The 24,011-nt window shown below is 66.1% G+C and carries 17 protein-coding genes; 5 read left to right on the forward strand and 12 right to left on the reverse strand.

What is annotated here, in order from left to right:
- Positions 1 to 58 precede the first annotated feature (58 nt).
- Positions 59 to 343, reverse strand: a complete 285-nt coding sequence (locus NYR97_RS01815; protein ID WP_316696347.1) for a hypothetical protein — start codon at positions 341 to 343, stop codon at positions 59 to 61.
- Between NYR97_RS01815 and NYR97_RS01820 the strand changes: the two genes are divergently transcribed.
- Genes NYR97_RS01820 through NYR97_RS01830 form a run of 3 tightly spaced genes read left to right on the forward strand, consistent with a single transcriptional unit; the run spans position 327 to position 4,335 of the window.
- Positions 327 to 1,889: a vWA domain-containing protein gene (locus NYR97_RS01820; protein WP_425613027.1), complete on the forward strand. Its 1,563-nt coding sequence runs from the start codon at positions 327 to 329 to the stop codon at positions 1,887 to 1,889. The genes NYR97_RS01815 and NYR97_RS01820 overlap by 17 nt on opposite strands.
- A 29-nt stretch (positions 1,890 to 1,918) precedes the next feature.
- Positions 1,919 to 2,491 carry a sigma-70 family RNA polymerase sigma factor gene (locus NYR97_RS01825; protein ID WP_316696350.1) on the forward strand — a complete coding sequence of 191 codons (573 nt, stop codon included), beginning with the start codon at positions 1,919 to 1,921 and terminating at the stop codon, positions 2,489 to 2,491.
- Positions 2,488 to 4,335 (forward strand): hypothetical protein, encoded by a 1,848-nt coding sequence (locus tag NYR97_RS01830; RefSeq protein WP_316696351.1) that lies wholly within the window; start codon positions 2,488 to 2,490, stop codon positions 4,333 to 4,335. The genes NYR97_RS01825 and NYR97_RS01830 overlap by 4 nt, the downstream gene beginning before the upstream one ends.
- A gap of 206 nt (positions 4,336 to 4,541) precedes the next feature.
- On the opposite strand, the gene NYR97_RS01835 is transcribed toward NYR97_RS01830, so the two are convergent.
- The 8 genes from NYR97_RS01835 to pilG form a co-directional block, all read right to left on the reverse strand.
- Positions 4,542 to 5,114, reverse strand: coding sequence for a GNAT family N-acetyltransferase (locus tag NYR97_RS01835; RefSeq protein ID WP_316696352.1), 573 nt, complete (start codon positions 5,112 to 5,114; stop codon positions 4,542 to 4,544).
- A 51-nt stretch (positions 5,115 to 5,165) separates the two neighbouring features.
- The gene (locus NYR97_RS01840; RefSeq protein ID WP_006450740.1) at positions 5,166 to 5,642 is read right to left on the reverse strand and encodes a chemotaxis protein CheW; all 477 of its coding nucleotides are present in this window, start codon (positions 5,640 to 5,642) and stop codon (positions 5,166 to 5,168) included.
- Between the two features lie 34 nt (positions 5,643 to 5,676).
- Positions 5,677 to 6,864, reverse strand: coding sequence for a chemotaxis protein CheB (locus NYR97_RS01845; RefSeq protein WP_316697960.1), 1,188 nt, complete (start codon positions 6,862 to 6,864; stop codon positions 5,677 to 5,679).
- A gap of 7 nt (positions 6,865 to 6,871) precedes the next feature.
- The gene (locus NYR97_RS01850) at positions 6,872 to 14,314 is read right to left on the reverse strand and encodes an Hpt domain-containing protein (protein WP_316696355.1); all 7,443 of its coding nucleotides are present in this window, start codon (positions 14,312 to 14,314) and stop codon (positions 6,872 to 6,874) included.
- Between the two features lie 115 nt (positions 14,315 to 14,429).
- Positions 14,430 to 16,466, reverse strand: coding sequence for a methyl-accepting chemotaxis protein (locus tag NYR97_RS01855; RefSeq protein WP_316696357.1), 2,037 nt, complete (start codon positions 16,464 to 16,466; stop codon positions 14,430 to 14,432).
- A gap of 39 nt (positions 16,467 to 16,505) precedes the next feature.
- A complete protein-coding gene (locus NYR97_RS01860) occupies positions 16,506 to 17,036 on the reverse strand; it encodes a chemotaxis protein CheW (protein WP_316696359.1) in 531 nt (176 codons plus the stop codon).
- Positions 17,036 to 17,398, reverse strand: a complete 363-nt coding sequence (locus NYR97_RS01865) for a response regulator (protein ID WP_006450735.1) — start codon at positions 17,396 to 17,398, stop codon at positions 17,036 to 17,038. Before NYR97_RS01865 ends, NYR97_RS01860 begins: the two co-directional genes overlap by 1 nt.
- Before the next feature lie 17 nt (positions 17,399 to 17,415).
- Positions 17,416 to 17,817, reverse strand: coding sequence for a twitching motility response regulator PilG (gene pilG, locus NYR97_RS01870; RefSeq protein WP_023904776.1), 402 nt, complete (start codon positions 17,815 to 17,817; stop codon positions 17,416 to 17,418).
- Positions 17,818 to 18,053: 236 nt separating this feature from the next.
- Here pilG and gshB point away from each other — a divergent pair, with 236 nt between their 5' ends.
- On the forward strand, positions 18,054 to 19,004 hold the full coding sequence (gene gshB / locus NYR97_RS01875) for a glutathione synthase (RefSeq protein ID WP_316696361.1): 951 nt from the start codon (positions 18,054 to 18,056) through the stop codon (positions 19,002 to 19,004).
- A complete protein-coding gene (locus NYR97_RS01880; RefSeq protein ID WP_316696363.1) occupies positions 19,001 to 19,876 on the forward strand; it encodes a TonB family protein in 876 nt (291 codons plus the stop codon). The genes gshB and NYR97_RS01880 overlap by 4 nt, the downstream gene beginning before the upstream one ends.
- Before the next feature lie 561 nt (positions 19,877 to 20,437).
- On the opposite strand, the gene tsaB is transcribed toward NYR97_RS01880, so the two are convergent.
- The 3 genes from tsaB to NYR97_RS01900 all read right to left on the reverse strand — a co-directional run bounded on the left by tsaB (position 20,438) and on the right by NYR97_RS01900 (position 24,002).
- The gene (gene tsaB, locus NYR97_RS01890; RefSeq protein ID WP_316696365.1) at positions 20,438 to 21,160 is read right to left on the reverse strand and encodes a tRNA (adenosine(37)-N6)-threonylcarbamoyltransferase complex dimerization subunit type 1 TsaB; all 723 of its coding nucleotides are present in this window, start codon (positions 21,158 to 21,160) and stop codon (positions 20,438 to 20,440) included.
- Positions 21,161 to 21,188: 28 nt separating this feature from the next.
- Positions 21,189 to 23,195 (reverse strand): DNA repair helicase YoaA, encoded by a 2,007-nt coding sequence (yoaA, locus tag NYR97_RS01895; protein WP_316696366.1) that lies wholly within the window; start codon positions 23,193 to 23,195, stop codon positions 21,189 to 21,191.
- Positions 23,196 to 23,474: 279 nt separating this feature from the next.
- The gene (locus NYR97_RS01900; RefSeq protein ID WP_006452755.1) at positions 23,475 to 24,002 is read right to left on the reverse strand and encodes a hypothetical protein; all 528 of its coding nucleotides are present in this window, start codon (positions 24,000 to 24,002) and stop codon (positions 23,475 to 23,477) included.
- Positions 24,003 to 24,011: the final 9 nt, after the last annotated feature.

Below are 24,011 nucleotides of genomic sequence, written 5' to 3' on the forward strand. Positions count from 1 at the left end.
CGGGCTGTCCGGTTGTTCACCCATCCCTCTTCGCCACGCAAAGGATTCCCATGCCACGTCATAGCCTTCTTGCGCTCGCCCTGCTGCTGAGCGCCTGCTCGCACGAGCCGACCGAGCCGAACAACGACAGCTCGCGCACCGCCACGCTGCCTGCAACCGCGCGGCCGTCGCACCCCACTGCTTCGACAACGCCGCAGATCGAGGGCAATCTCGCAGCGCCTGTCCACGCATACCCCATGCAGCAGCCGGCTGTGCCGAGCCCACCACCGATATTGTCATTACCATCGGTATCGCCATCAGCGCTGGCATCGCCGATGCCGATGCCGATGCCAGCGGCACCCATCGCACTTGAAGCCTCCGCTACACAACGCGCACCGGCCGCCAAGTTGGTCGCGCGTCGCCCAATGCTCGACAACCTCATGCCGATGCCGCCGATCCTGCCGGCACCCGCCGAAAACCGCGAAACCTACCAAACGCTAAGCGACAACCCGATCGTGCAGACCGCGGCGAATCCGGTGTCCACCTTCAGCATCGATGTGGACACCGGCAGCTACAGCAATGTGCGGCGCTTCCTGAGTGCAGGCACGCTGCCGCCGGTCGACGCAGTGCGCGTGGAAGAACTGATCAACTACTTCCGCTACGACGATCCCGCACCGGCCGACGGCAAACCCTTCGCGGTGCGCACCGAACTGGCGCCCACACCCTGGAACAACGACAGCCTGCTGCTGCGCGTCGGCATCGCCGGTCGCGCTATCGCAACCGCCGATTTGCCGCCGGCCAACCTGGTGTTTCTGGTCGATGTCTCCGGCTCGATGGAATCGCCCGACAAACTGCCGCTGCTGCAGTCCTCGCTCAAGCTGCTGGTGCGCCAGTTGCGTGCGAAAGATCGCATCACCCTGGTGACCTACGCCGGCAACACCGCGGTCGTGTTGCCACCCACGCCGGGCGACCAGCAAGGCCGCATCATCGAAGCGATCGACGCCCTGCAGTCGGGCGGTTCCACTGCCGGTGCCAGCGGCATCGAACTGGCCTACAAGGCGGCGCAGCAAGGCTATCTGCGCGGCGGCATCAACCGCATCCTGCTCGCCACCGACGGCGACTTCAATGTCGGCGTCACCGACTTCGATCAGCTCAAGGGCATGGTCGCCGAGAAGCGGCGCTCCGGTGTGGCGTTGTCCACGCTGGGCTTCGGCACGGGCAACTACAACGACACCTTGATGGAACAGCTGGCCGATGCGGGCGACGGTGCCTACGCCTACATCGACTCGCCGCTGGAAGCACGCAAGGTACTGACCCACGAGCTGGGCGCCACGCTGGCCACGATCGCCCGCGACGTCAAGATCCAGGTCGAATTCAATCCCGACACGGTCAAGGAATATCGTCTGATCGGCTACGAAAACCGTGCCTTGCAACGCGAGGATTTCAACAACGACCAGGTCGATGCAGGCGAGATCGGTGCCGGCCACAGCGTCACCGCGTTGTATGAAATCACGCCGACCGACGGCCACGCATCGGTGGACCCGCTGCGCTATGCCACCACCACCGCGCCTCGGCAGCAACGTGCGGTCGACAGCGAACTGGCGCACGTCAAATTGCGCTACAAACTGCCCGACGCACAGCGTAGCCAGCTGCTCGACACGGTGGTCCGCAGCGAGCAACGCCGCGCCTTGAACGCCACCAGCGATGCCTTCCGCTTTTCCGCCGCAGTGGCCGGGTTCGGCCAGCGCCTGCGTGGCGGCAGTCAGTTGCGTGGCTGGGATTATCCGCAGGTACGCGCCTTGGCTGCCGGCAGCCTGGGCAGCGACCGCTTCGGCTACCGCGCCGATTTCCTGAGGATGGTGCAGCAGGCCGACACGCTGAGCACCCGGTCACTCGCCAACACCGACTGATGCACGCGGCGCTTGCCTATACTGCGCGCATGCAACCTGCCGATCTTGCGCATCTTCCTGACGAGGAGCTCATGCTCCTCGTCGCCAATGGGTTTGTCGAACAACCGGCCACCGAGTTGTTCACGCGCCACAACCGCGCCCTGTTCAATTTTTTGGCCTGGTTGTGCGAAGGCAACCTGAGCGAAGCAGAAGATCTCGCGCAGAAGACCTGGGTCAAGCTGATGACCCGCTGCAGCGACTATCGCCCCGGGCAAGCGACGTTCGCCAGTTTCCTGTTTCAGATCGCGCGCAACGGCTGGATCGACATCCGCCGCAGCGCCTATCACACCACCTCGGTTGCGCTGGACGATGCGCATCTGCAACTGCCCGACGACGATCTGGGCACCGAGCAGTTGGCCGTGCTCGGCCAGCAGCAACACCGCGTGCGCGCCGCAGTGATGGCCTTGCCGCACGCACAGCGCGAAGTGGTGGTGCTGCGCTTCTTTGCCGAACTCAGCATGGAAGAAATCGCGCAGGTGATCGGCGAAGGCTTCGAGACCGTCAAGAGCCGGCTGCGCTATGCGTTCGCAAAACTGCGCCTGAGCCTGGATGCGACACAATGAGTAGCGCATTCGACCGCTTTCTCGCGGGCAGCGATGGCCTTGCCGCACTGCTGCGTGCCCTGCCGGCGTATACACCGCCTGCGTCCATGGATGCATGGTTTGCGCAGGCCGCGCGCACTGCCGATGCCGAACGCAATGCAGCGACTCCCGCACGGGACGGATTGCAATTCGAAGCACCCTCCACAATGGCAGCCGTGTTTGCCGCCGCCGCAGCGCAAGCCGAACAAGCGCAGGCAGCACAGCGCGCTGCCCTACAGGCGCGTCTTGCGCAGGGCGAGCGTGCCGATCAGGCATTGGGGACGGAGTTGAGCGCATCTGCGCGTGCGTGGATCGAGCAGCAAGCCCGCACCGATACGGCAGATGTGCAGCCCACTGTGGAGGTTTCTCCAGCGGCAGCTGCGTTGATGGATGCGGATGCATCTCCAGCCATGGATGCGTCGATGGCGTTGGATGTCTCTCTAGCTTCAGATGCGTCTACAACTGCGGATCTGTCGGCATCCTCGAATAAAGCAGCAGATGCCTCTGGAATTACATCACGCGCTATATCTACGTCTGGAATCGCATCTGCATCTGCATCTTCATCTGGGTCTGGGTCTGCTGCTCAGGCTCAGGCTCAGGCTCAGGCTCAGGCTCAGGCTCAGGCATCAACACTGCCAGAACTCCAATCAAGCGCAACCTCTACTCAGACCAGCCACGCAGCCGCCTCCCGGCGCAGCCGCCGGCGCCCGCGCTGGATGCCGACGCTCGCCTTCGCTGCATCGATCACCCTGGCCGTTGGCATTGGCCTGCATTGGCAGGCCAGTCAACCCACGCTGGAGCTGCCGACCGCTACGACGCCTGATACGGCATCGGCAGAGCCGCAAAAGGCTCAACAGGCAATGCGCGACGCCCACCAGGTTGATCGCACAGCAGACAGCACATCCGAGATACCTGCACTGCCTGCACTACCTGCACTGCCGGCGCCAGCCTATGCCGAGGCACCCAATGCGGCCTCGCCTTCGATAGCGGCGTTGCCATCGCGGTCGCCATTGCCCCCAGCGCAGCCATCGCCAGCTCCGGCCCTCGCTCCGGAACCAGTTAGTGCGCCACCGCTCACTCCTGCACCTGCACCTGCTGCTGTGCCTGCGCCTGCGCCTGCTGCGGCGCCTCCACTTGCAGCCATGATCGTCGCCGAACCCGCGCCAGATGTTGATGCGCAATCCATCGACGCGCAGGCACCAGCAGCGCCCCCCCCGCCTGCTCCCACCGTCGCAAGCCCGGCCGATGCGTTCGTCGGTGGCTCGCTTGCCGCAACCGCAGATCGCAGCGCACCCGCACCCGCACCCATTGCACCAGACGCGGCATCGGCACCTGCATCGCCGCCAGCGCAAACCTCACTGGTCGAGCGAGCACAGACAAACGCGTATGCAGCAGAAACACCGCTCATCTCCCGCGCTGCGCCTGTCGCAGGCCAGGCTGCTCCGCTGCGCGTGCGCAATGCACCCACACCGCGCCTCGATGTCTATCGCGATGCATCTCCATCATCCAGACCAACCGGAAGCACAGGCGCGCCGGACGCAAAGGCCTACCAAGCAAAAGGCAGCATGGCCCGCAAGCCCGGTCTGCTAAAACTTTCCACTTCGCCACGCGACTGGCTTGCGCGTTACGCACTGTCTGCCGATCGAGCGCCTGCCCAGATCCGCCTCCAGGCCGCCACAGCGGATGCGCCCGAGGTGCAGAGCTGGGCCTCTCAACTGCGCGATCAACTCAAGCAACGCGGCTGGTCGACGCAGGTGGATATCGTGCAAGACACGCATCTGGCAGCTGACCAGCTACGCCTCGAACCAATCGACACTGCGCAATAAGGGCGTCCCCCTTTCAGCACAACGCTGCGATCAACGCAGGTATCAACGCAAGGTAGCGTCACTGGGCAACGCGCGCAGTTGTGTAAGCCCTGCCCTTTTGGTGGATCAGTCGTCTCTCAAACGTCAGACGCTGCACAGCGCATCGCGAATAAACGCTCAGCAAATCGACCGAGCACATCAGCAACTCAACGCTTACTCCGCAGGCACTAAGCGCCAACAGCCCGGTCGTCGTCGCGCAATTTGCTGGTCAACACATGGTCGCGCCAGACGCCATTCAATTGCAGATAACGCCGCGCATAACCTTCGATCTGGAAACCCAGCCGCTGCAGCACGCGCGCACTGCGCAGATTGTCGGGGACGTATTGCGCCATCACCCGATGCAGCCCGAGCGGGCCGAACGCGAAGGCGATGCCCTGCGTGGCCGCCCACTGGATCAACCCGCGTCCCTGCCGCTGCGCATCCAGGCCGTAGCCCAGATGGCAGCCCTGGAAGGCGCCACGCTGGATCTGGGTGAAGCCGACCGTGCCGATCACCTGTGCCTGGCGCAATAACACCAGTTGCAACTCGCGCTCGCCGGGCACCGCAGCGCGATAGGCGATACTCAGCCGCCGCCAGCCGTCGGTGGTGTAGAACGCAGGCGGCCGCAGTGGCATGGCACCGGCCAGATGTTCGCGGTTACGGGTGTGGTACTCGGCCATCGCCGCCGGATCGACCACCGCCAGATCGCACAGCACCACACCGTCTGCATGATGCACTGGCGCGAAGACGGGAAGGCTCATGACAGTGCGCGTGGTACAGATGCCGCCGTGTAGTCGTCTTGCCAGTCGCGCTTAGGCAGCAACCGCCGCGAGCGCCTGCGCAACCTGCGCTTCGATCGCATCCAGGTTTGGCAGCAGTGCGCTCTGCTCGCCCAACAGCACACGCATGTGCACGCCGTCGGGCAGTGCGTCTTCGGAGGCGTCGGCCAGCAGGCCGTCGCGCGGCACCGAGATCAGCTGCGGGAACGAGGCGGTGAGCAGCGCGAAATACGGCAGTGCCGGATCGCCACCGAGCGCCTTCAGCACGATCACCTTGTTGTTGACTGCGGCGGGCTCTTCGCCCATGCCGCTGAGGCGCGCGAACGAAAGCAACGGCACTTTCCAGCCGTACCAATCGATGCGCCCGACCACCCAGCGCGGCATGTCGGCCATCGGCTCGACCGCTACCCGCGACATGACCTCTGCCACGGTGGCATTGGGCAGCAGCACGCGCTCCTGTCCGGCCTGGATCAGGACGCCGCGGATTTCGTCATTGTTGGCGTAGCTCATCGCACTTGTTCCGATCTGAGAGGAAGCGCCCGGCTTACGCCGGCCAGCGCTGTGCCAACGCCTGCGCCAATTGCGCGGGGTCGCCGGTCAAAATGCCTTGGCGTGCCAGACGCGCTGCTGCGGCCGGGTCGTAGCAACCGTCGGCGGACTGACCCGCCAACCAACCGCCCTGTTCCGCCAGCGCCAGCGATGCATCCACCAGCGCCTCGTTGGCACCGCTGAGCATCAGCACCGCACTGTCGGCCGGCGGCAACGCGGCCACCAGCGCGGCAGGATCGGTCTGCGCAATAAAGGCCAGGGCGCCTGCATGCTGCTGCACACCGACTTCTTCGGGCAGTACATATACCTTGCCGGCCACGATCACCTGGCCGGCTTCAGCCAGCTCGACCGGCAGCGCAGACACACGCCCCATCTGCCGCACCAGGTTGCCGTACTGGCCACCGTCCAGCGTCATGCGCACCAGCACGGCGCGCGGAAACTGCGGCGGCAACGCGCCCAGCAGCCGACGGATCGCATCCGGGCCACCGATACCGGCCATCACCAGCACCGCACCGGCGGTCTCGCCAGTGTGGTCCAGTTCCACCAGCGACAGACCGCCGGTCGACAGCGCCGCCACGTCCAGCTCGGCACGCGGGCGCACCACCACGGCGACCTCATCGACCAGGCCCCAGGTGCTGGAATCGCCCAGCGACAGGCCCGGTTTGTCGTCAACAACCGCAGCGGCATCAGTGCCGCCGGAACGCGTGAAAAATCCATCGCCGGGAATGCGTTCGAAGATCTGCGCCGCCGCTTCCAGATGTTGATCGAGCTGCAGATCCGAATGCTGCCGCGGCGCCAGTTCCAGGCCCGGCTCGGGCTGCAGCGAGGGCTCGCTCTCGGTACCCGGCGGCAACACGTCGGCATGGCCGTGCAACTTGGCGGCCAGATGGCGCACCCAGCGCTGCGCTTCCCAGCCCTCGCGCCGCACGGTCAGCTCGGCCTCGTCGAAGATCACCGTGACGCCGGGCATGTTGAAGGCAGGTTCCAGCGCTTCGAGTGCGTCTTCGATCGACGGCTCCAGCGCGACCAGCACCGCCACCGGCTCGGCATCGCGCAGCATCTGCACATCCACCGCAGAGGGATCGTCTTCCAGCACCACCTGCGCGCCGGCCAGACCGAGCGCTTCACGCAGGCGCTCGCGCGCCGGACCGGGCCGGCCCAGCAGGGCGACCGGCGTTCCCATTGCGCCATTATTCTCGGACACGGGCGATCCCCAGCAGGTCATACACGTTTCGCATCAGATCCAACTCTTGGTAGGGCTTGCCCAGATAACGTTGCACGCCGATCTCGAAGGCGCGCTGGCGATGCTTCTCGCCACTGCGCGAGGTGATCATCACGATCGGCACGGCCTTGAAGCGCGGATCGGCGCGCATGGCGGTCGCCAGCTCGTAGCCGTCCATGCGCGGCATTTCGATATCCAGCAGCATCAGGTCGGGCACGCGCTCTTCGAGCAGCTCCAGCGCCTCGACACCGTCGCGGGCGGTGGTGACATCCAGGTTGTGGCGTTCCAGCACGCGGCTGGTGACCTTGCGCATGGTCAGCGAATCGTCCACCACCATCACCAACGGCACCTGGCGCTGCGCTTCGGCCGGCGTTTCCAGCGCCGGACGCGCCGGCTGGCTGAGGTAACGACGTACCAGCGGAGCCACGTCCAGGATCACCACCACGCGGCCATCGCCGGTGATGGTGGCGCCGTAGATACCCGGCACCGAGGCGATCTGCAGACCCACTGGCTTGACCACGATTTCGCGGTTGCCCAGCACCTGATCGATCGCCACTGCCGCGCGCAGGTCGCCTGCACGCACCAGCAGCAACGGCACCTGCGCCTGGCCATCGGCGCGCGCAACCGGCTGGCCGACCAGCGAGCCGAGATCGTGCAGCACGTACTCCTCGCCCGCGTAGTGGTAGCCGCCCTCGCCCGACTCGTAACGGCTGCGCGAGATGCGGCCGATACCGCTGACCGAACCCACCGGCACCGCGAAGGTGGTATCGCCGATACGCACGAACACCGCCTGGGTGACCGCCAGCGTCTGCGGCAGGCGCAAGGTGAAGGTCACGCCCTGGCCGCGCACCGAGTGGATGTCCACCGAGCCGCCGAGCTGACGCACTTCGTTGCGCACCACGTCCATGCCCACGCCACGGCCGGCCAGCTGGCTGACCTGCTCGGAGGTACTGAAACCGGAGGCGAAGATCAGGCCATCGAGTTCGGCCTCGCTGAGCTCCTGGCCCGGTTCGATCAGGCCGCGCTGCTCGCCGCGGCGACGGATCGCCTCGCGGTCCAGCCCGGCGCCGTCGTCGGCCACTTCCAGCACGATTTCCGAGCCTTCGCGACGCAGACGGATCGCGATGCTGCCCTCTTCCGGCTTGCCCGCCTCGCGCCGTTGCTCCGGCGCTTCCAGGCCATGCGCCACCGAGTTGCGCAGCATGTGTTCCAACGGCGCGACCATGCGATCGAGCACGTTGCGATCCAGTTCGCCCTGGGTGCCTTCCAGCACCAGATGCACCTGCTTGCCGGTATCGGTGGCCGCCTGGCGCACCACGCGGCGCAGACGCGGCACCAGCCCGTCGAACGGCACCATGCGCGCGCGCATCAGGCCGTCCTGCAGCTCGGAGCTGACGCGCGACTGCTGTTGCAGCAGGCCGTCGTACTGACGCGAGAGATCTTCCAGCACGCCCTGCAGACCGCCCAGGTCGGCCGCCGATTCGTTCAGCGCGCGGCTGAGCTGCTGCAAGGTGGAGAAGCGGTCCAGCTCCAGCGGATCGAAGGTGCGATCGCCCTGGTCCTGCTCGCGCTGATAACGCGCCACGATCTGCGCTTCGGTTTCCAGATCCAGACGACGCAGCTGGTCGCGCAGACGCGCGTTGGTGCGATCCAGTTCGCCCATGGCGCCACGGAAGGCGCCCATCTGCTGTTCCAGCCGCGAGCGGTAGATCGCCACTTCACCGGCGTGATTGACCAGACGGTCGAGCAGGTCGGCACGCACGCGCACCTGTTCCTGCTGCGCGCGCGGCATCAGTTCTTCTTCGACCTGGCCCTCGACCGGGATCGGCGCCGACAGCGGTGCCGGTTCCACCGACGCCTTGGCGATCGCGCGGACATCGGCGTCGCTGGGCTCTGCGGCATTGCGGCCGCGGGTACGGGTTTCGAAAGCTTCCACCAGGTCGGTCGGCATCGCCACGGCGCGGTGCATGCCGGTGCGGGTCAACAGCTGATGCAGGCGGTCGAAGCCGCGCTCGAACAGGCGTACGTCGTCGCGATCGATATCGGTGCGGTTGGCCGCCACCGCTTCGAGCAGCGATTCGATCGCATGACCGAGGTCGCCGATGGCGTTGATGCCGGCCATGCGCGCGCCGCCCTTGAGCGTGTGCAGATCGCGCTGCAGTCCGTTGAGGACATCGCGGTCTTCCGGCACTTCGCGCATGCGGGCGATCAGACCATCGCAATGGTCCAGCAGGTCGCGGCCTTCCTCGACGAAGATGTCGACCAATTCGCCATCGAGCTGATCGAAGTTGAGCTGGCCGATATCGAAGGCAGCGCCGGCATCGTTGGCAGTGGGGTCGGCCGGTGCGGCTTCTTCCACCGGCGCGCTGAAGGCTGCGGCTGTGGGGTCTTCCTGCTCGCTGGCGTCTGGTTCGCTGGCCGATTCTTCACCGGCCGGTTCGATGTGCTCGATGTGTTCGGCTTGTTGAGTGTGATCCACGTACTCAGTGAGTTCGACATGATCCGTTGCCACGGTCGTGTCGTGCGTTGCGTGTTCGTCGCTGCGTCGAGCGTCGGCATCGGTGTTGCCGTCCTTGTCGGCATCCGCATCGACATCTGCAGGCGCGTCGGCATGCAGCTCCGGTGCGATCTCGGACTGCGGATCGCCGATCTCTTCGACCTGATCGGCCACCTGCGCCATCTCGAAAGCCTGCACCGACTCGATGGTGTGCTCGGGTAAGGCTTCGGCAGCGTGCTCGGCCTCTGCGGTTTGCTCAGCCGCTGCAGTCTGCTCGTCTTCTGCAAACTGTTCGGCCTCTACAGGTCGTTCGACGTCAGCAGCTTGCTCGCCTGCCGCAGCTTGCTCGACTTCTCCAGCATGTTCTTCGGCAGCATGCTCGTGCGCTTGTGCGTCCGACAGCACTTGTTCGTTCGAGTGGGCGTGTTCTTCCGAACGCGCCTGATCGTCCGTCTGCGCGTCCGAATGAACATGCGTTTGAGCTTCCGCATGCTCATACGAAGGCGCGGGCTCTTCCGAGTGCACCTGTTCGCCAGGCTGGGCGTGTTGTTCCGAATAGATCTGCTCGCCCAACTGTGCTCTGTCTTCCGAACCCAGCTGTTCGCCATCTTGCGCGGCAGCATCGTGCGGCAACGCTGCATCGCTCTGCTGCACTCGCTCGTCAGCAGGCTGCTCCGCGCTGTCTTCCGTGGCCACGGCAGCATCGTCGTGCGCTGCGGTAACCTGTTCGTCCTGATCGGTCGATACGCTGCCCAGCGCTGCGGTTTCCGGCGTCCAGTCTTCGGCCGTCGATGCAGGCATCTCATCGGCCACCGGGGCCTCATCGTGTACCGCTTGCAACGCTTCGATGGTCTCGACAGGCGCTTGGTCAGCAGACGGCGTGCCGTCGACCAACTGCGCGCCGGCGTCCTGCGCCGGTGCGTCGCCATCGATCTGCGCGTGCTGATCGTGCTGGTCATGCACGGCCGTATGCTCAGTCAGCGCCTGCTTCTCGCCGCCTGCATGCTCGGCCTCTGCGCGCTCTGCATCTGCGCGCTCTGCATCTGCCAACTCAGCGTCCGGCGCAACGAGCGTTTGCGTATCACCCAACGCAGCTTCTGCGTCGGCCAACTCGTCCACCGCAACGTGCTCGGTCGCTTCAGGCACGTCGCGTGTTTCGTCGTCATGCGACGCCGTGTCGGCAATCGGGGCGTGCTGCAGTTCGGTCGCATCCCAGGCGTCGGCTTCGACCACCGGCTCATCGGCCGGGGCGTCGTGCGCTTCGGCAGTGTGCGATGCGCTTTCGTCCATGCGCTCGTGCTGCGCAACATCGCCCTGCAGCGCGTCAACGACCTGCTCCGACTCGGCGGCAGATGCGAACGCATCACCGCTCGATGCATGCGCGGCCTCGGCCACATCGGCACTCTGCTCTGCCGATGCAACACCCTGCTCTGCCGACACAACGTCGGCGGTCTCGTGTGCTTCGCTCGGTGCAGGCGCTTCCAACGCGAGCGCCGAGGTGTCTTCGGCTTCCGCTTCGGCCAGCTCGTCGACCGCGATCGGTGCATCGGCATCGACGGCGGCCTGCGCATCGGCATCCTGCGTCGCCTCATCGGCGCCATACGCCGGCGCGGCGGTATCGGCCGGATGCGACGGCAATGCGCCCGCATCCAGATACTGCGATAGATCCTGCATGCCGGTCAGCTCGACCGCCGTGTCGTTGCGGATTGTCTCGTCGCTGGTCGCGTCGAGATCGTCCAACTCCTCCAAAAACACCTGCGGTGGCCACTGCGCTTCCGGCAGCGTATCCGCCAGCGCGCGCAGGCGCTCGGTCAACGGCGCAAACGAGGGGATCAGCGGCGCATCGGCGCGCAACGCCGTGACGGTGGTGGCGATTGCGGCGGCGGTCGCCTTGATGGCATCGATGCCGTCGGCCGATGGCACGACCGAGGCGGCAAGCAGACGCTTGACGTAACTTTCGGCCGGCGTCGTCACCAGGGTGATTTCCGGTACATCGGTCATCGCGAACGCACCACTCATCGTGTGCACGGCGCGCAGCACTTCTTCGCTGACCAACTGCGGCTCGACCTGGGTGGCCTGCAGCCAGGCGTTGACGGTTTCCAGGTGGGTGGCGACCTCTGCTTCCAGAATTTCGCGCAGCACGCTGTCTACCGACGCGGGGGTGCCGCCGCTTGCGGGCAGCACGCCTGCAATTGCCGGGATGTCTGGAATGACCGCGACATCGGCAACGCCAGCCGTCGATGGCGCCATCGGCGCAGGCACGTAGTAGAGTTCTTCGCCTGCAGCAACGCGCTCGGCAACTGCCTGGATTTCAGGCAGATCTGCACTGATGCGGCCCTGGTCGCGCAGCGCCGCGTTGAATTGCGGCAACACGTCATACGCAAGCTGCACCATCGCCACGACCGCCGGGCTGGCCGGCCGCGAGTTGTCGAGCACGCGGTTGAGCATGCTCTCGATCTTCCAGCTGAACTCGCCCAGCACATGCGCGCCGACCAGCCGACCGCTGCCCTTCAAGGTGTGAAAGACGCGGCGGATCGGACGCATGGTTTCGGGGCTGTTCGGGGCGGCACGCCACACCGGCAGCAGCTGCCCGAGATTGACCAGCTCTTCGTCGAACTCTTCCAGGAACACGTCGCGGATATCGTCATCGATATCGCTGTCGCCGAAGCCGCCAAAGATGCCGGCGTCCGCAGTGCCCTGCACGGGTTCGCTCAGCGTCTGCACCGGTGCTGTTTGCGCAGTGTCTGGCTCTGCGTGGGTGTCAGCGGCAGCGTAGGAAGTGGTCTTGGTCGTCAACGGCGCCTGCGGACGATTCACGTCGAACTGCGCAGCGGCAGCGTCGAGCTGGGCCAGGAACGCGGCCGATGCGTCGTCCAGTTCGAACTCGCCGACCACTGCCTGCTGCACGCGCGGCGGGCTCGACTCTGCGGTGTCTTCCACCGGCGGAGCCTGCGGCTCTGGCTCGGCATCGACGAACGGGTTGTCCGGTTCATGCGGCGGCAGTGGCGGCAACGGCGGCGGCGAGAACGCGTCGTCGATGCTGGTCTGCGCGCGGCGGGTGCTGGCCTCGGCCTCGGCGATGAAGTCCAGGGGTACTTCGGTCTGATCCGCATCGCCCGGCAGATCGATCTGCTCGATCTGCAGCGGCGCCTGCTCGGCGACCACCGGCGTTGCGATGTCGTCCTGCTCCAGCGCGCTCAGATCCACCGTGTAACTGACCTGCGCAAGCTCGGCCGGCACCGTGCCGTCCTGCTCGGCCGATACCGGGTCGAACGCGGAGGTGGCGATCGGGGCGGTTTGCTCGGTGGTTTCCAGCTGCCAGTCGCCGGGCGCCTGCGCGCCATCGTCGGACAGGTCCAGCGGCGCGACCGTAAACGGCACATGCGCCTGACCGGACACGGTCTCTTCGGCAGCGACCGGGTCGAACGAGAACGCCGTATCGGTGGCGGCAGCGCCGGTGTCGTGCACCACGCTGGCCGCGAACGGCGCCTCGGTCACGGTTTCGTTGGCCCATTCCAGCGAAGGCGTAGGCGTAATGTCGTTGGCGGCCACAACGCCCGGCGCAGCGGCAAGCGGTGCGAACGCGGCGGCAACCGGCTGCGGCTCGACCACGTCGCCCGGCTGGTCCGCGCCCACCGGCAATTCGGACGGCTGGCCCGACGGCAGCGGCCAATAGCGCAGCGTTTCCAGGCTGTTGCGGGTGATGTCCAGAATCTCTTCGCGGCCGGGGCGGCGCTCGCGCAGGGCTTCCAGGTAATACTCCAGGCTGGCCATCGCATCGGCCAGCGTGTCCAGCTGACGCCCGCTGGGCACGCGCTGCTTGCCGATCAATTCCAGATCGACGTAACGGCGCACACCTTCCAGATAATCGGCCGCCTGCGGCAATTCGAGGATGCGCAAGGCGCCGCCGACTTCGCCCAGCAGATGCGGCACATTGCTCAGACGCGCGTGGTCCCAATTGGTTTCGATGAAGGCGACGAAATGCTCGCGCGCCGCACCGAAATTGGCGATCGCTTCCTGTGCCAGCACGTCCACCGTGCGCCGCACTTCCGCCGAGGTGGCGCTGCTGCTGCCGTCGTCGTTTTCGCTGAAGTCGGCGCCCAGACTGGCGACCTGGTCGTCCAGCGAGGCATCCACATAGAGCAGCGCGCCGGCGATATCCAGCAGCACGCCTTCGTCCATCTGCACATGGCCGTCGACCACCCGTGCCAGCGCATCGCGCTGCTGCACGACCACGTTGCGCGCCACGCCCAGGCCCATCATGCCCAGGGTGTCGGCAACGCTGCCGAGATCCTTGACCTGGGTCTGCAGCTCGGCAATGTCGCCGCCGGTCCGCAGGTGCAGATCCAGCGCGTCCTTGACGCGCAGCAATTCTTCCTTGACAGCGTTGCCGACAGTGTCGAGCAACTCGCGATTGCGCCCGCTCAGGCTGCCGCGTGCGTGATCCAGTTCGGCTTCGGTGGCGACACCGGCCTGCGGATCGAACGCGAACAGCACGCTCTCGTTGAGGCCCGGTTGACCACGCGTGGCACGGATTTCATTGAGTAGCGGCAGCAGCACGATCGGAATATCGCGATGGCCGTTCTGCAGGCGCTCCAGATAATCGGGCAGCAACACGGTGCCGCGCATCAGCATGGCGCAGGCTTCGTCGCGGTCGGCCACCTCGCCCACCTGCACGGCCTGGGCCAGCAGCTCGAGCTCCTCGGCCACCATGGCCGGGGCGTACAACTCCACCATGCGCAGCGTGCCCTGCACCTGGTGCAGATAGCCGGCGCAGAAGCGCATCCGACTGGTGTCGGACGGTTCTTCGGCAAAATACTCGATCTCGTTGCGCGCCTGGCGCAACGTCTCGTCCAACTCCGGCTTGACCCAGCCCAGCGCGGCGTGACTCATCGCATCGCGAAGCGCACTCATTGCAGCCCCCTGCCTACGACCGAGGCACCGCTCACGCGGCTAACGGTCTGTTCCTGCATCGACGTAACGCGACTACGCGCCATCTGCTGTGATCCTTTCCCGTTGCGCGTCGTGGTCACGCCGGCAGCTTGAAGTCGGCGACCGAACGGCGCAGGTCGGCAGCGAGCTCGGCCAGATTTCCGATCGATTTGGCTGTTTTCTCCGCACCCTGCGATGTCTGGCTGGTGATCTGACGGATCACGCCCATGGTCTGTGTGATATCCGTCGCTGCGGCCGACTGCTGGTGCGCGGCGATGGAGATGTTCTTGATCAGGTTGTTCAGGGCGTTGGACACGCGCTCGATTTCGGTCAGCGCGGTGCCGGCGTCTTCGGCCAGGCGTGCACCGGACACCACTTCGGAGGTGGTCTGCTCCATCGAGCTGACCGCCTCGTTGGTATCGGCCTGAATGGTCTGCACCAGGCCTTCGATGCGCCGGGTCGCGCCGGAGGTACGTTCGGCCAGGCGCTGCACTTCGTCGGCCACCACGGCGAAACCGCGACCGGCCTCGCCCGCCGAGGCGGCCTGCACCGCGGCGTTGAGCGCCAGGATGTTGGTCTGCTCGGAAATGTCGTTGATCAGTTCCACGATCGAGCCGATCTCCTGCGAGGACTCGCCCAACCGCTTGATGCGCTTGGAGGTTTCCTGGATCTGGTCGCGGATCTGGTCCATGCCCTGAATCGTCTCGCGCACCACGCCGGCACCTTCGGCGGCGATCACCACCGAGCGCTGCGCCACTTCGGCCGACTCGGTGGAGTTGCGCGAGACCTGTTCGATGCTGGCGGCGATTTCGCTGATGCGCTCGGAGGCGGTGGTGATCTGGTTGGCCTGCTGGCCGGCCGCGTCGGCCAGCTGCATCGCCGTGGCCTGGGTTTCCTGGGTCGACACGGCCACTTTCGCCGAGGTGTCGTTGATCGTGGTCACCAGGTGGCGCAGCTCGTCCACGGCGTAATTGATGGCGTCTGCGATCGCGCCGGTCATGTCCTCGGTCACCGAGGCCTTGACGGTCAGATCGCCCTCACCGAGCGAGCTGATTTCGTCCAGCAACCGCATGATCGCCTGCTGGTTGCGGCTGTTGAATTCCACCTGCGCCTGGTAGCGCACGTCCTGCTCGCGCGAGCGCACCCGCACCGAGCTCCAGACGAAACCGATGATGGCCAGCAACGCCAGCAGGCCGGACACCACGCCCAGCCAGAAATTCGGGAACAGGCGCGTGTCGCGTACCGAACCGAACGCCGAGAACGCGTCGAACAGCTTCTTGCTGTCGTCGAGCATCTTGTTCGAACCGACGGTCAGCGCGGCAGCGGAGGACTGCGCGGCGAACAGGTTGCGCGAGCTGGCCAGGATGGCGTCGACGTCCTTCTTCATCGTCGTCCACTGCGCCTGCGACTGCTCCAGCGCCGACAGCGCGGCCGGGTTGCGCACAGCCGCGATACCCAGTTCGTCGTTGCCGGTGCGCAGGCCTTCGAGCATCTGCGTGAACACCACCGAGTCGCGGGCCAGCGCATCGCCGGAGGCGGCCGCATTGGCGCCACCGGCGCGCATTTCGGTGACCCGGCGCGCCATGGTGCCGGCGACCACCACCTGCTGCAGCGTGTTGTAGATCTGCGAGGCCGGCGCGCCGCTGACCGTCATCGCGCGCACCACTTCGTTCAACTGCGCCTGCAACTGCGGCACGCTGCCGGAGAAGCGCTCGGCGTTGCCGGCCAGGCCGAGCACCGCCGGTTCGCTGGCGATGATCTGATCGGCGTTCTTGCTCAGCGGCACCCAGGTCGCCTTGAGCTGCCCCATCGCACTGGCCACCGAGCCTTCCTGGCCGTAACGGCCATCCAGTTCGCTGACCGTGCTGTCGATGCGGCTCTTGGTCTCCTTGAACGTGGCAAATGCCTTCGCATCGCCGGAGACCGCTTCGCGGCCCTGGTTGGCCAGCTGCTGCGACAGCACCTGCAGATCGGCCGCGCCGGTGCCGGCGCCGGCCAGGCGACTGCCCTGCCAGGTGGCCACGCCGGTGTTGGCGCCAAACACGATCATCGACAACACCAGCAAGCCAAGCCAGAAGCTGGTGCTGACGCTGCCGAGCTTGTTGGTCTTGCGGGCGTCCGGGGCGGTACTCATGGTTCGACCTCGATCTGTATGACGTGGCGGGGTCGCGGCTTAGGCCGCGGCCTGCCGGAATTCGGGAGTGCGCGACAGCAACGCCAGGGAGAACACCCCCCAGTCCTGCGTCTCGTTGCGGAAGGCACGGTCGATGAAATGGGCGTAGCGGCCTTGCGCCAGCTCGCCGGGTTCGACCGCCTGGGCCTGCTCGAAGCTGCGCTGGCCGTACAACTCATCGATGGTCAGTGCGACGTCGCCGCCGCTCTGGCGCATGATCAGCACACGCTGGCCTTCCTGCAGCACCGTGCGCCGGCCCTCCAGGAACTGCTTCAGATCGATCACCGGAAACAGGTTGCCGCGCAGGTTGCCCACGCCCAGCAGCCAGGGCTGTGCGCCCGGCACCGGGGTCACCGGCGGCATCGGCACGATTTCCGCCACTTCGCGGAAATCCGAGACCAGCCGCCGGGTACCGACGCGATAACCGACGCCGCGCCAGACATCGGCCGAGAACTGGCGTTCCGGCAGCGCCGTGGCGTGCGCGAGACTACGACGCTCGTAGTCTTCAAGAATGTCGAATGGAGAACGCATCAACGCACCAGTTGTTTGATGCGGGCGATCAGATCGTCTTCGCGCGGCGGCTTGACGATGTAGTCGCTGGCACCTTGTCGCAAACCCCAGGCCTTGTCGGTTTCCATGCCCTTGGTGCTGACCAGCAGCACGGGGATGTCCTTGGTGGCCTGGTCGCGTGCGAGTGCACGCGTTGCCTGGAAGCCGCTCATGCCGGGCAGCACCACATCCATCAACACCAGATCGGGCGCCTGGCTGCGAATCAGCTCAAGTCCCGCTTCGGCGTTGTCGGTGGCGACGACGGTGTGGCCTGCTTTTTCCAGCCATTGACTGAAGACTGCCCGGTCGGTGGGCGAGTCCTCGATCAATATAATTCGAGCCATGTTGCCTTTCCCCCTGGTCAGGCGTGGACGTACGTGCGAATCGCGCTCAGTAGTTCTTCACGAGTAAATGGCTTGGTCAGATATTGCTCGGAGCCGACGATGCGGCCGCGTGCCTTGTCGAACAGGCCATCCTTGGACGACAACATGATCACCGGCGTCGACTTGAAGAGCTGGTTGCCCTTGATCAACGCGCACGTCTGGTACCCATCCAGGCGCGGCATCATGATGTCGACAAAAATGATCTGAGGTTGCTGGTCCGCAATTTTGGCCAGTGCCTCGAAACCGTCCGTTGCTGTCACTACTTCACACCCTTCTCGCTTCAGCAGCGTTTCGGCGGTGCGGCGAATAGTCTTCGAATCGTCGATGACCATCACCTTCAGTCCTGCGAGTTCCCCACCCGCAGCAATGTGTTCACTCATGCAAATATCCCCGGACGTGCAACGCTTCTTCCTTTCCGTCGTCGCTACGAAACTGCATGTATATCCCAAGACCCGCATTGACTGTCAAGGGCGCATTGCCGGGGCCCCGCCAGGCGGACGTTCCGACCGCGTCTGGGTGCGTCAAGACCGGCTAGTCGCGCACTACGACCCGCCAGGCGCGCCATCGCCCACCGCTTGAAGTTACCATCGGCAGTCTGTTCGAAAGGTTTAGTCCCATGTCGCTCGACGTCGTTGTGGTGATGGATCCCATCGCCTCCATCAAAATCGCCAAAGACACTACCTTCGCCATGTTGCTGGAAGCGCAACGCCGTGGCCACCGTTTGCAGTATGTGCGCCCCGGCGGACTCAGCCTGCGCGACGGACGCGCGGTGGCGCAGGTCGCGCCCCTGAGCGTGCGCGAAGACACCGCCAACTGGTTCACGCTGGGCGAATTCGCCGAGCTGGCGTTCGGTCCCGGCCAGGTGGTGCTGATGCGCAAGGACCCGCCGGTGGATGCGGAGTTCATCTACGACACCCAGGTGCTGAGCGTCGCCCAGCGCGCCGGCGCGCAGGTGGTTAACGACCCGCAGGGTCTGCGCGATTACAACGAGAAGCTGGCCGCGCTGCTGTTTCCGCAATGCTGCCCGCCGACGCTGGTCAGCCGCGATGCGGCCGCGTTGAAGGCGTTTGTGCTGGAACATGGGCAAGCCGTGCTCAAGCCGCTGGACGGCATGGGCGGGCGCTCGATCTTCCGCAGCGGCACCGGCGACCCCAACCTCAACGTGATCCTGGAAACGCTGACCGATGGCAACCGCAACCTGACCCTGGCGCAGCGCTTCATCCCCGACATCACCGCCGGCGACAAGCGCATTCTGCTGGTGGATGGCGTGCCGGTGGACTACTGCCTGGCGCGGATTCCGCAAGGCGACGAATTCCGCGGCAACCTGGCCGCCGGCGGACGTGGCGAAGGCCGGCCGCTGTCCGAGCGCGACCGCTGGATCGCCGCGCAGGTCGGCCCGGAGATGCGCCGCCGCGGCATGCGCTTCGTCGGCCTGGATGTGATCGGCGATTACCTGACCGAGGTCAACGTCACCAGCCCGACCTGCGTGCGCGAGCTGGATGCGCAGTTCGGTTTGAACATCGCCGGGCTGCTGTTCGACGCGATCGAGGCCGGCGCTGCGCAATGAGCGCGGCTGCGGCACTGCCGGCCCCCATGGACGAGCGCCGGCGGCTGACCACGACGCTGGTGATCTCGTTGCTGCTGCACGGCGTGCTGATCCTGGGCGTGGGCTTTGCGGTCAGCGAAGACGCGCCGCTGGTGCCGACGCTGGATGTGATCTTCAGCCAGACCAGCACCCCGCTGACGCCCAAGCAGGCCGATTTCCTGGCCCAGGCCAATCAGCAGGGCGGCGGCAATCACGCCACCGCGCAGCGCCCACGCGACAACCAGCCCGGCGTGGTGCCGCAGGACCGCAGCGGGCTGGCAGCGCAGGCGCAGCGTGCGACTACGGTGCAGGCGCCCGAACCGACCCAGACCCGCGTGGTCGCCAGTCGCCGCGGCGAGCAGACCGTGCCGACCCCGCAACCGAATCCGCAGACCGACCCGCTCACCCCGGCCGATGCGCAACGCGTGCAGCGCGACGCGGAAATGGCCCGGCTCGCGGCAGAGGTGCATCTGCGCTCGGAGCAATACGCCAAGCGCCCCAATCGCAAGTTCGTCTCGGCCAGCACGCGCGAATACGTCTACGCCAACTATCTGCGTGCGTGGGTGGACCGCGCCGAGCGCGTCGGCAATCTCAATTACCCGGATGAAGCGCGCCGGCGCCGGCTCGGCGGCAAGGTGGTCATCAGCGTGGGCGTACGCCGCGACGGCAGCGTGGAAAGCAGCCGCGTGCTGATCTCGAGCGGCACCCCGGCGCTGGATGCGGCAGCGCTGCGCGTGGTGCAGCTGGCGCAGCCGTTCCCGCCGTTGCCCAGCACCAAGGACGATGTGGATATCCTGCAGGTCACGCGCACATGGTTGTTTTTGCCCGGCGGCGAGCTGCACGACGATCGCTGAGGTGTGGTGGGTTTGATCGATGATGCGACCAAATATGTCGCCATCTTTTGCCAACTGCTCGCGACGGTTTTTCAGCCACCTTAAGACCGTGAGATCTTGGCTGTGTTGGGAGGAGCAGAAGCAGAGCTGCCGATCTGCCACTTGGCTGAAAGGCCCTTGCCCGCCTACCATCGCGGGACACGCCGCAAGTACATCCATGTAGGCTCTTACGCGGCATCCATGCCGCGTAAGGTCCCGCGACGGTAGGCGGGCAAGGACCAGTCGAGATGGTCGGTATGCATGGCTTTCGACAGAGCAACCAGCAACCTGTCTGGTGCGGTGTCCTCACCGATTGCGGGACCGTGTGGCGGCATGGATGCCGCCACCGAGCCTACATGGGCGTACTTGCGGCGTGTCCCGCGGGCGGTGAGGGCGCCGCACGCTCGACCGACTCAGCTTTTGACTCCATCCAAATGCCGCTAAGACTCGAAATCTCGATTGCCTTGGAATCGTTGGACAGTTGTTTTGCAACTTCCAGATCCGCAACCTTGCCGCCATCAATACAGGGTTCGAAAGGTGTTGTTAGCCGCTCTTGGCGCCGGCTGCCTTTGCAGCGCGTGCGGCCTGCTGCTCGACCAGGGTCAGCGCAACGTTATCGCGCAGATAAGCCGGTTCGACCCGCTCCGGCGCCACGCCTTCGCCGCGCAGCAGCGCCGGCACGGCGAGTGTGAGCAGATCGGCAGCGTGCGGGAGCGCGGCTGCATCGATGCTGGTCAGCTGCGCTGCGAATCGCTGTTGCAGCAGTGCATCGGCAGCGGCGAATCCGGTGCCTACACCGGCAAAACGTTGAAGCGTATTCGGTAGAACCAAGGCGTCCGGTGCACAGACCACTTCCGGCGCCAGTTCCAGCAGCGTGTCGCCGTGGCGCTCGAACACGCCGGCATACACCTCGCCCATGCGCGCATCGATGCAGGCCAGTACCTGCGTCGCATCGGCGGGTGCGCGCAAGGCCAATACTTGCAGCGTGGAGACGGCCAGCACCGGTACATCAAGGCCCAGGGCGATGCCTTGCGCGATGCCGATCGCCAGCCGTACGCCGGTGAAGGCGCCCGGGCCACGACCGACCGCAATCGCGTCGAGCTGGCGGCGCGCGATACCGGCCTCGGCCAGCAGTTGCTCGGCCCACGGCAGCACCAGCTCGGCATGGCGACGCGGCGCCAGTTCGAAGCGCTCCAGCACGCGGCCATCCACGTGCAGCGCGACGGAACAGGCTTCGGTGGAGGTCTCGAACGCGAGGACTTTCATGGCAGGACCGCAGGCAGGAAGGGGAAGCTCACGCGTCGCCGAACGGCAACGCGCGCACGCCATTGTCGCCCACCGGCGCGGCGACGCCAAAGAATGCGCGCACGTCGCCGATCTCGCGGGTGCGCGCAAACGGCGGCAGCGAATTCATGAAGGTGCGGCCGTAGCCCTTGTTCAACAGCCGCGGGTCGCACAGCACCAGCACGCCGCGATCGGTCTCGCTGCGGATCAGCCGGCCCACGCCCTGCTTGAGCGCGATCACCGCCTGCGGCAATTGCTCGTCGCGGAACGGGTTGCCGCCCTCGCGGCGGATCGCATCCAGGCGCGCTTCGAAGACCGGGTCGTCGGGCGCGGCAAACGGCAGCTTGTCGATCACCACCACGCTCAATGCATCGCCGACCACGTCCACGCCCTCGCGGAAGCTGGCCGACCCCAGCAGCACGCCATTGCCGGAAGTGCGGAAACGCTGCAGTAACGTGGCGCGTGGCGCTTCGCCTTGCACGAACAACGGCCACGGCGCGCCACGCAATGCCTCGGCGGCTTCGCGCAGCGCGCGGTGCGAGGCGAACAACAGGAATGCGCGGCCGTTGGAGGCTTCCAGCACCGGCGTCAGCGCGGCGATCAGCGCCGTACCGAAGCCGCGCGCCGCCGGATCGGGCAGATTCGGCGGTAGATAGCACAGCGCCTGGCGCGCCCAATCGAAGGGACTGGGCTGCAGCAAGGTCACCGGATCGCTCAAGCCCAGGCGCTGCGCGATGTGGTCGAACTCGCCGCCCACCGCCAACGTGGCCGAGGTGAACACCCAGGCCGCGTGCGATTTTTCGCGGTGTTCGCGCAGCGGGCCGGAGACATCCAGCGGCGTGCGTTGGCAGCGGAAACCGCGCGGGCTCAGCTCGTACCAGAGCACATCGTTGTCGACGGTGTCCGGTAATTCCTGCGCAAAATCCAGCACCGGCGCATCTTCGCCCAGCCACCGCGACAGCCGCGCGAGCGCCTCCTGCGCGCGTGCAGAGCAGCCATCGAACCCGGGCGACGCCTCGCGCAACGGCAACAGGGACTCGCCCAACCGCGCCAGCGACGACAGCACCGCATCGAAGCCCTCGCGCACCTGCGGCTTGGCCAGCGCGCGCCATTGCGTGCCGCGTGGCGGCAGGCCTTCCATGCCTGAGCGTAGGCCGCGCAACGCTTCGTCCAAAGCGAGAATCGGTTCCTGCAGGCTGGCCTGCGCGCCGGCCACCAGCCGCGCTTCGACCATGCAATCGCGGGCCAGCTCCTGCCAGGGCCGCATGCCGAAACTTTCGCCAAAGAAGTTCGCTGCCAGTTCCGGCAGCTGATGCGCTTCGTCGATGACGAAGGCCTGCGCGCCAGGCAGGATCTCGCCGAAGCCTTCCTGCTTGAGCGCCAGATCGGCCAGCAGCAGATGATGATTGACCACCACCAGGTCGGCGGCCTGCGCGCGTTGACGCGCCTGCACCACAAAACACTCGCTGTAGAACGGGCATTCGGTGCCCAGGCAGTTGTCGACCGTGGAAGTCACCAGCGGCAGCAGTGGCGAGTCGTCCGGCAGGGCTTCCATCTCGGCCATGTCGCCGAACTGGGTACGCCCGCTCCAGGCAACGATGCGATGGAACTGCGAGACCTGTTCGGGCGTAGAAAAACGCGGTTCGCCGCGCGCCTGCTGGGTGCGGTACTTGCACAGATAATTGGCGCGCCCTTTCAGCAGCGCGCTGCGCAGACCGATGCCCAACGCGGCACGTACGCGCGGCAGATCGCGATGGAACAACTGGTCCTGCAGCGCGCGGGTGCCGGTCGAGATGATGGTCTTGAGCCCGGACAGCAGCACCGGCACCAGATAGGCGTAGGTCTTGCCGGTCCCGGTGCCGGCCTCGGCCAACAGCACATCGCGCTGCTCGAACGCCTCGGCGATGGCGCCGGTCAGGCGCAACTGCGCAGCACGCGGCGCAAACGCATCGAGCTCACGCGCGAGCGCCCCGCCCTCGCTGAGCGCCTCGATGCTGGCAGTGGCAAGTTGGGACATGGGATCGAACGGATGCGGGACACAGAAGCGCGACAGCCTAGCGCGTGCGCAGTGATGCTGCCGGAGTTGCGCTTTATGGATTGCGGACAAGCGCCATTGCGCCAGCAACAGCCACCTACCGTGCCTGCATCACCTCAGACGGCCTGCATAACGCAGCGAGCAGCATTCACATCGGCAGAGGGCAGCGTTGCAACCACCGCTGCGCGGCAGTGACACCAGCCGCACCAAGCGCCGACCGCGCCCGCCTGGCGGTGAGCGCAGTCGGCTTGATTACTGCAATCAGTACCGCTTCACACCAGGCACCGTGCACCCGGCAATCTGCACCTTGGCCGAGGCGGCATTTTCTTTTTCGCCACGGGCAATCCGCGACTGCTCGATGGTGGCCCAGTGACGACGGCACAGCGGGCCGGTCTTGGAACCCAGTTCGATGGCCTGTTTGGCAAAGCGCTCGGCGGCCGGCCAATCGGCTTGCAGCACGGAAATTTCCGCACGCTCCTGCAGCACGGCCGGGTCGCCGGCGACCAGACCCAACGCCTGATCCAGTGCTGCAGCGGCGCCGGCCAAATCGCCAGCCTGGCGCTTGGCCTTGGCGGTCTCGCGCAGATCGTCCACCTGCGGGTCGCGCAGCGGCTGCACCGACAGCTCGGTGTCGTCGACGCCGGCCTCGCGTTCGATCAGCAACAGCCGCTGTGTCGGGGTGGTCGGGTCCACAGGCGCCGGCGGCGGCGGCGCGGGCGGCGCACTGACGCAGGCAGACAGCGCGGCAAGCACGCCGAAAAGGGCAAGGAGGCGGTGCAGTCGGTTCATGAGGTCACT

The organism is Xanthomonas hydrangeae (assembly GCF_032697525.1).
Lineage (GTDB): Bacteria > Pseudomonadota > Gammaproteobacteria > Xanthomonadales > Xanthomonadaceae > Xanthomonas > Xanthomonas hydrangeae.